Source organism: Pseudomonas sp. B21-032 (assembly GCF_024748965.1).
In the GTDB taxonomy this organism is placed as follows: Bacteria; Pseudomonadota; Gammaproteobacteria; order Pseudomonadales; family Pseudomonadaceae; genus Aquipseudomonas.
In genome coordinates this window covers 1,291,513-1,304,176 of sequence record NZ_CP087180.1, presented here as the reverse complement: position 1 = coordinate 1,304,176, position 12,664 = coordinate 1,291,513, and the positions used below count along the sequence as shown (strand labels likewise).

The window sequence follows — 12,664 nt, the reverse complement described above, 5'->3', positions numbered from 1 at the left end:
ACAGGAAAGCCTCTCGATGCCCCAGGTGGATCCCGAGCTGTTCGATCGCGGCCAGTTCCAGGCGGAACTGGCCCTCAAGGCAAGCCCCATCGCTGCCTTCAAGAAAGCCATCCGCCAGGCCGGCGAGGTGCTCGACAACCGTTTTCGCAGCGGTCGCGAGATCCGCCGGCTGATCGAGGACCGCGCCTGGTTCGTCGACAACATCCTGCAACAGGCGTGGAACCAGTTTACCTGGAGCGAAGATGCCGATATCGCCCTGATCGCCACCGGCGGTTATGGGCGCGGCGAGCTGCACCCCTATTCCGACATCGACCTGTTGATTCTGCTCGACAGCGCCGATCATGAAGTCTTTCGCGACTCGATCGAACGCTTTCTGACCCTGCTGTGGGACATCGGCCTGGAAGTGGGCCAGAGCGTGCGCTCGGTCGATGAATGCGCAGAACAGGCCCGTGCCGACCTGACGGTTGTCACCAACCTCATGGAAAGCCGCACCATTGCTGGCCCGGAGCACCTGCGCCAGCGCATGCTCGAAGTGACCAGCACCGCGCACATGTGGCCAAGCAAGGAATTCTTCCTGGCCAAGCGGGCCGAGCAAAAGGCCCGGCACCACAAGTACAACGACACCGAGTACAACCTCGAGCCCAACGTCAAGGGCTCGCCGGGTGGGCTGCGCGACATCCAGACGGTGCTGTGGATCGCCCGCCGCCAGTACGGCACCCTCAACCTGCACGCCCTGGCCGGCGAAGGTTTCCTGCTGGAAAGCGAGAACAACCTGCTGGCCTCGTCCCAGGAGTTTCTCTGGAAAGTGCGTTACGCCCTGCACATGCTGGCCGGGCGCGCTGAAGACCGCCTGCTGTTCGACCACCAGCGCAGCATCGCCGCGCTGCTGGGGTTTGACGACGAGAACCCCAAGCGTGCCATCGAGCAGTTCATGCAGCAGTATTACCGGGTGGTGATGAGCATCGCCGAGCTCAGCGACCTGATCATCCAGCACTTCGAAGAGGTCATCCTCGACGACGACAGTGGCAACGCCCAGCCACTCAATGCCCGCTTCCAGCTGCATGACGGCTATATCGAGGCCGTGCGCACCAACGTGTTCAAACGCACGCCGTTCGCCATGCTGGAAATCTTCGTGCTGATGGCCCAGCACCCGGAAATCAAGGGCGTGCGCGCCGACACCATCCGCCTGCTGCGCGAACACCGACACCTGATCGACGACGAGTTTCGTAACGATATCCGCAATACCAGCCTGTTCATCGAGCTGTTCAAGTGCGAGATCGGCATCCACCGCAACCTGCGGCGGATGAACCGCTACGGCATTCTCGGGCGTTACTTGCCGGAGTTCGGTCTGATCGTCGGGCAGATGCAGCACGACCTGTTCCACATCTACACGGTCGATGCGCACACCCTGAACCTGATCAAGCACCTGCGCAAACTGCAGTACACCCCGGTTTCGGAGAAATTCCCGCTGGCCAGCAAGCTCATGGGCCGCCTGCCCAAGCCGGAGCTGATTTACCTCGCCGGGCTCTATCACGACATCGGCAAGGGCCGCCAGGGCGATCATTCCGAGCTCGGCGCGGTAGACGCCCAGGCCTTCTGCGCGCGTCATCAGTTGCCAAGCTGGGACAGCCGCCTGATCGTCTGGCTGGTACAGCATCACCTGGTGATGTCCACCACCGCCCAGCGCAAGGACCTCTCCGACCCGCAGGTGATCTACGATTTTGCCCTGCTGGTGGGCGATGAAACCCGCCTGGACTACCTCTACGTGCTGACCGTGGCCGACATCAACGCCACCAACCCCAGCCTGTGGAACTCCTGGCGCGCCAGCCTGCTGCGCCAGCTCTACACCGAGACCAAGCGCGCCCTGCGCCGCGGCCTGGAGAACCCGCTGGACCGCGAAGAGCAGATCCGCCAGACCCAGAGCGCGGCGCTGGACATCCTCATTCGCGAAGGCACCGACCCGGACGACGTCGAGCAACTGTGGTCGCAACTGGGCGATGACTACTTCCTGCGCCATACCGCCGCCGACGTCGCCTGGCACAGCGATGCCATCCTCCAGCAGCCGGCCGACGGCGGGCCGCTGGTGCTGATCAAGGAAACCACCCAGCGCGAGTTCGAGGGCGGTACCCAGATCTTCATCTATGCCCCCGACCAGCACGACTTTTTCGCCGTGACCGTGGCGGCCATGGACCAACTCAACCTGAACATCCATGACGCCCGCATCATTACCTCGAGCAGCCAGTTCACCCTCGACACCTATATCGTGCTCGACAACGATGGCGGCTCGATCGGCGACAATCCCGTACGGGTCAAACAGATTCGCGACGGTCTGACCGACGCCCTGCGTAACCCCGACGACTACCCGACCATCATCCAGCGCCGGGTACCGCGCCAGCTCAAGCACTTCACCTTTGCCCCACAGGTGACCATCCACAACGATGCCCAGCGCCCGGTGACCATCCTCGAACTCAGCGCCCCCGACCGCCCCGGCCTGCTGGCGCGGATCGGCAAGATCTTCCTGGAGTTCGACCTGTCGCTGCAAAATGCCAAGATTGCCACCCTCGGCGAACGGGTCGAAGACGTGTTCTTCATTACCGACGCCGACAACCAGCCCCTGTCCGACCCGCAACTGTGCAGCCGCCTGCAGGATGCGATCGTCGAGCAACTGCGCGTCGACCAGGCGACCGGGGTGCCTTTGACCCGCCTGACCATTTGACCGTTTGACGAGACCTTGCGCCGATGAACAACGCTTTGAACCAGCTTCAGCCCTACCCGTTCGAGAAACTCCGCGCGCTGCTCGGCAGCGTGACGCCGGCGGCGGACAAACGCGCCATTGCCCTGTCGATCGGTGAACCGAAGCATGAGTCGCCGGCGTTCGTCGCCCAGGCCCTGGCCGACAGCCTCAAGCAAATGGCCGTGTACCCCACCACCGCCGGCCTGCCCGCCCTGCGTCAGGCCATCGTGCGCTGGTGCGAACAGCGCTTTGGCGTACCGGCCGGCTGGCTGGATGCCGACAAACACGTATTGCCGGTCAATGGCACCCGGGAAGCGCTGTTCGCCTTCACCCAGGCGGTGGTCAATCGCGCCGATGACGGCCTGGTGATCAGCCCCAACCCGTTCTACCAGATCTACGAAGGCGCAGCCTTGCTGGCCGGCGCCACCCCGCACTACCTGCCATGCCTGGACAGCAACGGCTTCAACCCGGACTTCGATGCGGTGTCGGCCGAGACCTGGCAGCGCTGCCAGATCCTCTTCCTCTGCTCCCCGGGCAACCCCACCGGCGCCCTGGTGCCGATGGACACCCTGAAAAAACTGATCGCCCTGGCCGACCAGTACGATTTCGTGATTGCCGCCGACGAGTGCTACAGCGAGCTGTACTTCGACGAACAAAGCCCGCCGCCAGGCCTGCTCAGCGCCTGCGTCGAGCTTGGCCGCAGCGACTTCAAGCGTTGCGTGGTGTTCCACAGCCTGTCCAAGCGCTCCAACCTGCCGGGCCTGCGTTCGGGCTTCGTCGCAGGTGATGCCGAGATCATCAAGCCGTTCCTGCTCTATCGCACCTACCACGGCTGCGCCATGCCGGTGCAAACCCAACTGGCGAGCATCGCCGCCTGGAACGACGAACAACACGTACTGGCCAACCGCGACCTGTACCGCGAGAAGTTCGACGCAGTACTCGAAATCCTCGCCCCGGTGCTGGACGTGCAGCGCCCGGACGGCGGTTTCTACCTGTGGGCCAAGGTGCCAGGTGATGACGCTGCGTTCACCCGCGACCTGTTCGAAGCCCAGCACGTGACCGTGGTACCGGGTTCGTACCTGTCGCGCGAAGTGGATGGCGTCAATCCGGGCGCCGGTCGGGTGCGCATGGCATTGGTAGCGCCATTGGCCGAATGCGTGGAAGCCGCCGAACGGATTCGCGCGTTCTTGCAGAAGTAAACAATCCATCAGAGGTAAGCCCGTCCCCACTGGTGAGTGGCAGGAGCGGGCTTGCCGCATGGTGCCCTACTTCACCGGCCCCAGGTTCGCCTCACTCATATCCAGCTCCCCCAGCACCTGGCGCACCACATCATCACCTATCTGGTGCTGGCGGTGCAGGTTGTACAGCTCCAGGCGCTGGGCCCGCAGCGCCCGCAATCGCAAGCGCCGCTCCAGCTGGTCCATCTGTTCGGCCAAGGCCTGGGCTTCGGCGCTGTCGTTGAAGGTATCAAGCTGATGCCGGTATTCAGCCATCAAGCGCGCCTTGAGCTCGGCCGCCAGCGCGGCCTGCGAAGCGTCCAGCGGGCTGCCGGCCTCACTCAGGTCCTCTGCCTCAAGGGCATGAATCGCCGCTTCGGCCGTGCGGCGCCAGGCCTCCTGGGCTTCCTGACGCAGGGCGTCATCCGGGCTCTTGGTCACCCCGCGCAACAACAGCGGCAGGGCAATACAGGCTGACACCAGCGACAGCAGAATCACCCCGGCGGCGATGAAAATCAGCAAGTCGCGCTCCGGGAAGTCCTTGCCGGCGCTGATCAGCAGCGGCACCGACATGACACCGGCCAGGGTCACCGCCCCGCGCACACCGCCGACCGTCAACAGCCAGCAGGAACGCGCGTTGGGCATCAGCACCAGGTCCTCTTTACCACGCCAGCGGCGGATCACCCCGATCAGGCGCCAGATGCTCTGCACCCAGATAAAGCGCAAGGCCAGCAGTACCGCGAAGATCGCCACCACATCCAGGCAGCGCCACAGCAAGGTCGGCCACAGCGAGGCTTCGTGGCTGGTCACCGCCTTGATGATGTCGGGCAACTGCAGGCCCAACAACAGGAAGATCAAACCATTGAAGGCGAACTCCAGCAGCGACCAGACGCTGCGATTGAGCAGGCGCGTGCTGGTCTGCCGGGGCAGCAGGTCAAGCCAGCTTTGCATCATCCCAGCCGCTACCGCCGAGAGAATGCCGGAGGCGCCCAGGCGCTCGGCCAGCACGTAGGCGGCAAACGGCAGCAGCAACATGAACACCACGTGGGTGGCCGGGTCATCCCAGCCACGGGCGATCATCCAGGCACGCAGGCGCCCGACCAGCCAGCTCAGGGCGACACCGATGGCCAGGCCGCCGACAGCCACCAGCACGAAGGTCAGGCTGGCCTCGGCCAGCGAGAACACGCCGGTGATTGCCGCGGCCAGGGCAAATTTGAAGGTCACCAGGCCCGAGGCGTCGTTCATCAGCGCCTCGCCCTGGAGCATGTGCATCAACGGCGTCGGCAGCCGGTCCTGGGAAATGGCCGACACCGCCACGGCGTCGGTGGGCGACAGTACCGCAGCCAGGGCGAAGGCCACCGGCAAGGGAATGCTCGGCAAAATCCAGTGAATGAAATAACCGGCACCCACCACGGTAAACAGCACCAGGCCAACGGCCAGGGTCAGGATCGGCCCGCGCAACTTCCACAGATCGCGCTTGGGCATCCGCCAGCCATCGGAAAACAGCAGCGGCGGCAAAAACAAGAACAGAAACAATTCTGGGTCCAGGGCCACGTGCAGGCCCAGGGTAGGCCACGCCAGCAAGGCGCCAGCGCCGATCTGCACCAGTGGCAACGGCAGCGGGATAACCCGCCCGACCAGTTTGGAAACACTCACCAGCATCAGCAGGATGAGAACGGTGTAGGCTGATTGCATTCGGCGAGTCCTGTTCAATTCAAACGCATTCAATAACTTATGCGGGCCTGGGCACGGTTCTGCCATTGAAACGACATATTAGCCGCTTAGGCTGCCGGCGCACCGCTGCACAAAAGTCGCAGAACTGCCCAGAACCTGTAACACAATGCTACAAAGAGCCATGGCAACGCCAACCCAACGCCGCCGACCATGGCATAATCCTTCACCATTTTTTCCCAGGGGGGCAAGACATGACCAAACGCGACACGCCATTGCACCTTTATGGAATCAAGGCCTGTGACACCATGAAGAAAGCCCGCACCTGGCTCGAAGAGCAGGGCCTGGGCTACGATTTCCACGATTACAAGGCCCAGGGCATCGACCGTGCAAGCCTTGTGCGCTGGTGCGATGAACATGGCTGGCAAACGGTACTCAACCGCGCCGGCACCACCTTCCGCAAGCTCGACGACGCCCAGAAGGCCGATCTCGACCAGGCCAAGGCCATCGAACTGATGCTGGCCCAGCCGTCGATGATCAAGCGCCCTGTGCTCGACCTCGGCAAGCGGACCCTGGTCGGCTTCAAGCCTGATTTGTACGCGGCCGCCCTTCAGTAACCCGGCGCCGAGCTTTCATTCAATTTCGCAAGAGGTAACTGCATGTCCACTACCCTGTTCAGCCTGGCCTTCGGTGTCGGCACCCAGAACCGTCAAGGCGCCTGGCTGGAAGTCTTCTACGCCCAACCGCTGATCAACCCGGCTGCCGAGCTGGTCGCGGCCATCGCCCCGGTCCTGGGCTATGAAGGCGGCAACCAGGCGATCGCCTTCAGCACCAGCCAGGCCGCGCAGCTGGCCGAAGCCCTCAAGGGTGTCGATGCTGCCCAGGCCGCACTGCTGACCCGCCTGGCCGAAAGCAACAAGCCGCTGGTGGTCACCCTGCTGGCCGAAGACGCCGCATTGACTTCCACCCCGGAAGCCTACCTGAAGCTGCACCTGCTCTCGCACCGCCTGGTCAAGCCACATGGCCTGAACCTGGCCGGGATCTTCCCGCTGCTGCCAAACGTTGCCTGGACCAGCCAGGGCGCCGTCGACCTGGCCGAGCTTGCCGAGCAGCAATTGGAAGCGCGCCTGAAGGGCGAGCTGCTGGAAGTATTCTCGGTAGACAAGTTCCCGAAAATGACCGACTACGTCGTCCCTGCCGGCGTGCGTATCGCCGACAGCGCCCGCGTGCGCCTGGGTGCCTACATCGGCGAAGGCACCACCATCATGCACGAAGGCTTCGTCAACTTTAACGCCGGCACCGAAGGCCCGGGCATGATCGAAGGCCGCGTTTCCGCGGGCGTCTTCGTCGGCAAGGGCTCGGACCTGGGCGGCGGCTGCTCGACCATGGGCACCCTGTCCGGTGGCGGCAACATCGTCATCAAGGTTGGCGAAGGCTGCCTGATCGGCGCCAACGCCGGTATCGGCATTCCGCTGGGCGATCGCAACACCGTCGAAGCCGGCCTGTACATCACCGCTGGCACCAAGGTGAACCTGCTGGACGAGAACAACCAGCTGGTCAAGGTGGTCAAAGCCCGCGACCTGGCAGGGCAGACCGACCTACTGTTCCGCCGCAACTCGCTCAACGGCGCGGTGGAGTGCAAGACCCACAAGTCGGCCATCGAGCTGAACGAAGCGCTGCACGCCCACAACTAAGTGGTACCATCGGGTCTGGCCTAACGCCAGGCCCGATTTTCAGGTCCGATCATCATGTTCCAGCCCTCCCCCTGGCGCGCTGACTTTCCAGCCATCGACGCCCTGCAACGCCAGCACCAGACCTACCTGGACAGCGCCGCTACCACGCAAAAACCGCAACTCCTGCTCGATGCCCTGAGCCACTATTACGGCCATGGTGCTGCCAATGTGCACCGTGCCCAACACCTGCCCGGCGCCCTGGCTACCCAGGCCTTCGAACGCAGCCGCGACAAGGTCGCCGGCTGGCTGAACGCCGCCGACAGCCAGCAGATTGTCTTCACCCACGGCGCCACCTCAGCCCTGAACCTGCTCGCCTACGGGCTTGAGCCGCTGTTCGAGGCCGGTGACGAAATTGCCATCAGCGCCCTCGAACACCATGCCAACCTGCTGCCCTGGCAACAGCTGGCCCAGCGTCGTGGGCTCAAGCTGGTGGTATTGCCACTGGACAGCCGCGGCCTGATCGATCTGAACATTGCCCTGCAACTGATTGGCCCGCGTACCCGGGTGCTGGCAGTCAGCCAGCTGTCCAACGTACTGGGCGCCTGGCAGCCGCTGGAGCCGCTGCTGGCCCATGCCCAGGCCCAAGGTGCGCTAACCGTGGTCGACGCTGCCCAGGGCGTGGTCCACGGCCGTCACGACGTTCGCCAGCTGGGCTGCGATTTCTACGTGTTCTCCAGCCACAAGCTCTATGGCCCGGACGGTGTCGGTGTGCTCTACGGCCGCAGTGAAGCCCTGGCGCGCCTGCGACACTGGCAGTTCGGCGGCGAGATGGTCCAGGTCGCCGACTACCACAGCGCCAGCTTTCGCCCGGCGCCCCTGGGTTTTGAAGCCGGTACGCCGCCGATTGCCAGCGTCATCGGCCTCGGGGCCAGCCTCGATTACCTGGCCGGCCTGGATGCCAATGCTGTTGCCGAGCATGAAGCCGGCCTGCACCGCCACCTGCTGCGTGGCCTCAACGACCGCGAAGGCATCCGCCTGCTCGGTCAGCCGCAAGTGGCCCTGGCCAGTTTCGTGGTCGAGGGCGTGCACAACGCTGACCTGGCCCACATGCTCACCGAACAGGGCATCGCCGTACGCGCCGGCCATCACTGCGCCATGCCGTTGCTGAAAAGTCTCGGCCTGGACGGTGCCATCCGCGTATCGCTGGGCTTGTACAACGACTCCGACGACCTGCAGCGCTTCTTCGACGCCCTGGATCAGGCCCTGGAGCTGCTGCGATGAGCCTGCCTGTCGCTGCGCAGCAAGCCCTCGATTCGTTCGAACAAGCAGCCGGCTGGGAACAACGCGCGCGCCTGCTGATGCAATGGGGCGAGCACCTGGTACCCTTGAGCGAAGAAGAAAAGTCCGAAGCCAACCGAGTCCATGGCTGCGAAAGCCAGGTCTGGCTGGTGGCGGCACAGCAAGATGGTCAGTGGCGCTTCAAAGGCGCCAGCGATGCACGGATCATCCGCGGTTTGCTGGCGCTGCTGCTGGTGCGGGTCGAGGGCCTGTCCAGCACTGAGCTTGCGCAACTGGACCTGCCCGCCTGGTTCAACCAGCTAGGCCTGGGCCGCCAGCTCTCACCCTCGCGCAGCAACGGCCTGAACGCCGTGCTGCAACGCATGGCTCAGCTTGCCGCAGGTGTCTGAGCCTGGCGCTCGGACGGGCGCCGAGCGCCGGCCACAAGCTTTTCCACCGCTTTGCTGGCGGCGACCATGCCGAAGGTCGCGGTGACCATCATCACCGCGCCGAAGCCGCCGGAGCAGTCCAGTTTCACCCCTTCGCCAACAAAACTCTTCTGCAGACAGACGCTGCCGTCACCCTTGGGGTAGCGCAGCTGTTCGGTGGAAAACACACAGGGCACGCTGTAGTTGCGGGTTACCGTGCGGGAAAAGCCGTAGTCGCGGCGCAAGGTCGAACGCACCCGCGAGGCCAGCGGATCGTTGAAGGTCTTGTTCAGGTCGGCGACGCGGATCTGGGTCGGGTCGATTTGCCCGCCGGCGCCTCCGGTGCTGATGATGGTGACTTTGTGGCGCTTGCACCAGCCGATCAGCGCGGCCTTGGCCATGACGCTGTCGATGCAGTCAATCACACAGTCGATGTGTTCGCCGATGTACTCGGGCAGGGTTTCCTTGGTGACGAAGTCCACCACCGCATGCACCTTGCACGCCGGGTTGATGGCCCGCAGGCGCTCGGCCATGACCTCGGCCTTGGCCCGGCCGATATTGCCTTCCTGGGCATGCAGCTGGCGGTTGGTATTACTGACGCAGACATCATCGAGGTCGAACAGCGAAATTTCGCCCACGCCGCTGCGGGCCATGGCTTCGGCCGCCCAGGAGCCGACCCCGCCGATACCGACGATAGCCACATGGGCCTCGCGCAGGCGCTGCAGGCCGTTGTCACCGTATAACCGGGCGACACCGGCAAAGCGTGGATCTTCTGTACTCATGGCCCAACCCCGAAAAAACCGGCGCGTATTATAGGCCTCTTGGGGTGCGATGACACCCTGCCGTGGCCGCCACCCGAGTCATGCATTGGTCAAGGCAGTTGTAATCCTGCTTTAATGTCCTATGCAATCCAAAGACTTGGACGACAAAAGTACGGGCTAAGAACTTCAGCTCCTGAAGCCAATCCAATCTTCTGCCACCGACCTGTTCTTACACAATCTGAGCAGGAAGCACGCAGGATTCGCGCCTCATGGCGCCCGCCCGTTCCACCTTTCGGAACCCGAACTATCTATGTCATCGCGTAAATTTGGTATCAACCTGGTAATAGTCATGGCTATCGCCGCGCTATTCACCGGGTTCTGGGCGTTGATCAACCGCCCGGTTTCCGCCCCCAACTGGCCGGAGCAGATTTCCGGTTTCTCCTATTCGCCGTTCCGCCAGGGCGAAAGCCCGCAAAAGGGCCAGTACCCCAGCGAGGACGAACTGCGCCAGGACCTCGAGCAACTCAGCAAGCTGACCGACAGCATCCGCATCTATACGGTGGAAGGTACCCAGGCCGAGATTCCGCGCCTGGCCGAAGAGTTCGGCCTGCGCGTGACCCTGGGGGTGTGGATCAGCCCGGACCTTGAGCGCAACGAACGGGAAATCGACAAAGCCATCGAACTGGCCAACAGCTCGCGCAGCGTGGTGCGGGTGATGGTCGGCAACGAAGCACTGTTTCGCAAGGAAATCACCCCCGAAGCACTGATCCAGTACATGGACCGCGTGCGCGCGGCAGTAAAAGTCCCGGTGACCACCAGTGAACAGTGGCACATCTGGAAAGAACACCCGGAGCTTGCCAAGCATGCCGACCTGGTAGCTGCGCACATCCTGCCGTACTGGGAGTTCATCCCGATGAAGGATGCCGGCCAGTTCGTACTGGATCGTGCCCGCGATCTGAAGCAGCAATTCCCACGCAAACCGCTGCTGTTGTCTGAAGTCGGCTGGCCGAGCAACGGCCGCATGCGCGGCGGTGCCGATGCCACCCCGGCTGACCAGGCCATCTACCTGCGCACCCTGGTCAACAAACTCAACCGCCAGGGCTACAACTACTTTGTCATCGAAGCCTACGACCAGCCGTGGAAAGCCAGCGACGAAGGCTCGGTGGGTGCCTACTGGGGCGTGTTCAACGCTGCCCGCCAGCAGAAATTCAACTTCGAAGGCCCGGTGGTGGCCATTCCGCAATGGCGTGTGCTGGCGGTCGGCTCGGTGGTATTGGCGATGCTTTCGCTAACCCTGCTGCTGATCGACGGCTCGGCCCTGCGCCAGCGCGGGCGCACCTTCCTGACCTTCATCGCCTTCCTCTGCGGTTCGGTGCTGGTGTGGATCGGCTACGACTACAGCCAGCAATACAGCACCTGGTTCAGCCTCACCGTGGGCTTTTTGCTCGCCCTCGGCGCCCTTGGCGTGTTTATCGTGCTGCTCACCGAGGCCCATGAACTGGCCGAAGCGGTGTGGATTCACAAGCGCCGCCGGGAGTTCCTGCCGGTGCAGGCCGACGCCGCGTACCGACCGAAAGTCTCGGTGCATGTGCCGTGCTACAACGAGCCGCCAGAGATGGTCAAACAGACCCTCAACGCCCTGGCCGCGCTGGACTACCCGGACTACGAAGTCCTGATCATCGACAACAACACCAAGGACCCGGCGGTCTGGGAGCCGATCAAGGCGCACTGCGAGATGCTCGGCGAGCGCTTCAAGTTCTTCCACGTCGCGCCCCTGGCGGGCTTCAAGGGCGGCGCGCTGAACTACCTGATTCCGCATACCGCCAAGGACGCCGAAGTGATCGCGGTGATCGACTCGGACTACTGTGTCGACCGCAACTGGCTCAAGCACATGGTGCCGCACTTCGCCGATCCGAAGATCGCCGTGGTGCAATCGCCCCAGGACTACCGCGACCAGAACGAAAGCACCTTCAAGAAGCTCTGCTACAGCGAATACAAAGGCTTCTTTCATATCGGTATGGTCACCCGCAACGACCGTGACGCGATCATCCAGCACGGCACCATGACCATGACCCGCCGTTCGGTACTCGAAGAGCTGGGCTGGGCCGACTGGTGCATTTGCGAAGACGCCGAACTGGGCCTGCGGGTGTTCGAGAAAGGCTACTCGGCGGCGTATTCCCACGAGAGCTATGGCAAAGGCCTGATGCCCGACACCTTCATCGACTTCAAGAAGCAGCGCTTTCGCTGGGCCTATGGCGCCATCCAGATCATCAAGCGCCATGCCGCAAGCCTGTTGCGCGGCAAGGACTCGGAACTGACCCGTGGCCAGCGCTACCACTTCCTCGCCGGCTGGCTGCCGTGGATCGCCGATGGCATGAACATCTTCTTCACCGTCGGCGCCCTGCTGTGGTCGGCGGCGATGATCATCGTGCCGCAGCGGGTCGACCCGCCGCTGCTGATCTTCGCGATTCCGCCACTGGCGTTGTTCGTGTTCAAGGTCGGCAAGATCGTGTTCCTCTACCGCCGCGCGGTGGGCGTGAACCTCAAGGACGCCTTCGCCGCGGCCCTGGCCGGCCTGGCGCTGTCGCACACCATCGCCAAGGCGGTGCTGTACGGCTTCTTCACCAGCAGCATCCCGTTCTTTCGCACGCCGAAGAACGCCGACAGCCATGGCTTGCTGGTGGCGCTGTCAGAGGCCCGTGAAGAGCTGTTCATCATGTTGCTGCTGTGGGGCGCAGCGGCCGGGATCTACCTGGTCCAGGGCCTGCCGAGCAACGACATGCGCTTCTGGGTGACCATGCTGCTGGTGCAGTCGCTGCCGTACCTGGCGGCGCTGATCATGGCCCTGCTGTCGTCGCTGCCAAAGCCTGTGGATGCCGCGCAGCCGGCCCAGGCTTCCTGA

General features: G+C 63.5%; 9 protein-coding genes. 7 read left to right on the top strand and 2 right to left on the bottom strand.

Features of this window, described 5'->3' with window-relative positions; translation table 11 throughout:
* The first annotated feature begins 16 nt into the window (after positions 1 to 16).
* Both LOY54_RS05895 and dapC read left to right on the top strand, forming a co-directional pair.
* The gene (locus tag LOY54_RS05895) at positions 17 to 2,716 is read left to right on the top strand and encodes a [protein-PII] uridylyltransferase (protein WP_258609804.1); all 2,700 of its coding nucleotides are present in this window, start codon (positions 17 to 19) and stop codon (positions 2,714 to 2,716) included.
* A 23-nt stretch (positions 2,717 to 2,739) separates the two neighbouring features.
* Complete coding sequence (gene dapC, locus LOY54_RS05890) at positions 2,740 to 3,933, top strand: succinyldiaminopimelate transaminase (RefSeq protein WP_258609802.1); 1,194 nt, start codon at positions 2,740 to 2,742, stop codon at positions 3,931 to 3,933.
* A gap of 66 nt (positions 3,934 to 3,999) precedes the next feature.
* Here dapC and LOY54_RS05885 read toward each other — a convergent pair whose 3' ends face one another.
* A complete protein-coding gene (locus tag LOY54_RS05885; protein ID WP_258609800.1) occupies positions 4,000 to 5,646 on the bottom strand; it encodes a Na+/H+ antiporter in 1,647 nt (548 codons plus the stop codon).
* 230 nt (positions 5,647 to 5,876) lie between these two features.
* Here LOY54_RS05885 and LOY54_RS05880 point away from each other — a divergent pair, with 230 nt between their 5' ends.
* Genes LOY54_RS05880 through LOY54_RS05865 form a run of 4 tightly spaced genes read left to right on the top strand, consistent with a single transcriptional unit; the run spans position 5,877 to position 8,983 of the window.
* The gene (locus tag LOY54_RS05880) at positions 5,877 to 6,239 is read left to right on the top strand and encodes an ArsC family reductase (RefSeq protein WP_258609798.1); all 363 of its coding nucleotides are present in this window, start codon (positions 5,877 to 5,879) and stop codon (positions 6,237 to 6,239) included.
* Between the two features lie 42 nt (positions 6,240 to 6,281).
* Complete coding sequence (dapD, locus tag LOY54_RS05875; RefSeq protein WP_045193637.1) at positions 6,282 to 7,316, top strand: 2,3,4,5-tetrahydropyridine-2,6-dicarboxylate N-succinyltransferase; 1,035 nt, start codon at positions 6,282 to 6,284, stop codon at positions 7,314 to 7,316.
* A 54-nt stretch (positions 7,317 to 7,370) separates the two neighbouring features.
* Positions 7,371 to 8,576, top strand: coding sequence for an aminotransferase class V-fold PLP-dependent enzyme (locus LOY54_RS05870; RefSeq protein WP_258609795.1), 1,206 nt, complete (start codon positions 7,371 to 7,373; stop codon positions 8,574 to 8,576).
* A complete protein-coding gene (locus LOY54_RS05865) occupies positions 8,573 to 8,983 on the top strand; it encodes a SufE family protein (protein ID WP_258609793.1) in 411 nt (136 codons plus the stop codon). The genes LOY54_RS05870 and LOY54_RS05865 overlap by 4 nt, the downstream gene beginning before the upstream one ends.
* Here LOY54_RS05865 and tcdA read toward each other — a convergent pair.
* Positions 8,962 to 9,783: a tRNA cyclic N6-threonylcarbamoyladenosine(37) synthase TcdA gene (gene tcdA, locus LOY54_RS05860; RefSeq protein WP_045193641.1), complete on the bottom strand. Its 822-nt coding sequence runs from the start codon at positions 9,781 to 9,783 to the stop codon at positions 8,962 to 8,964. The two genes, LOY54_RS05865 and tcdA, sit on opposite strands and share 22 nt — an antisense overlap.
* Positions 9,784 to 10,072: 289 nt before the next feature.
* On the opposite strand from tcdA, the gene LOY54_RS05855 reads away from it, so the two are divergent.
* Positions 10,073 to 12,664, top strand: a complete 2,592-nt coding sequence (locus tag LOY54_RS05855) for a glycosyltransferase (RefSeq protein ID WP_258609791.1) — start codon at positions 10,073 to 10,075, stop codon at positions 12,662 to 12,664.

What these genes read in the sequence shown, in the direction of transcription:
- LOY54_RS05855 (WP_258609791.1), top strand. Translation starts at nt 10,073, where the DNA reads ATGTCATCGCGTAAATTTGGTATCAACCTGGTAATAGTCATGGCTATC.
- dapD (WP_045193637.1), top strand. Translation starts at nt 6,282, where the DNA reads ATGTCCACTACCCTGTTCAGCCTGGCCTTCGGTGTCGGCACCCAGAAC.
- tcdA (WP_045193641.1), bottom strand. Translation starts at nt 9,783, where the DNA reads ATGAGTACAGAAGATCCACGCTTTGCCGGTGTCGCCCGGTTATACGGT.
- LOY54_RS05895 (WP_258609804.1), top strand. Translation starts at nt 17, where the DNA reads ATGCCCCAGGTGGATCCCGAGCTGTTCGATCGCGGCCAGTTCCAGGCG.
- dapC (WP_258609802.1), top strand. Translation starts at nt 2,740, where the DNA reads ATGAACAACGCTTTGAACCAGCTTCAGCCCTACCCGTTCGAGAAACTC.
- LOY54_RS05885 (WP_258609800.1), bottom strand. Translation starts at nt 5,646, where the DNA reads ATGCAATCAGCCTACACCGTTCTCATCCTGCTGATGCTGGTGAGTGTT.
- LOY54_RS05865 (WP_258609793.1), top strand. Translation starts at nt 8,573, where the DNA reads ATGAGCCTGCCTGTCGCTGCGCAGCAAGCCCTCGATTCGTTCGAACAA.
- LOY54_RS05880 (WP_258609798.1), top strand. Translation starts at nt 5,877, where the DNA reads ATGACCAAACGCGACACGCCATTGCACCTTTATGGAATCAAGGCCTGT.
- LOY54_RS05870 (WP_258609795.1), top strand. Translation starts at nt 7,371, where the DNA reads ATGTTCCAGCCCTCCCCCTGGCGCGCTGACTTTCCAGCCATCGACGCC.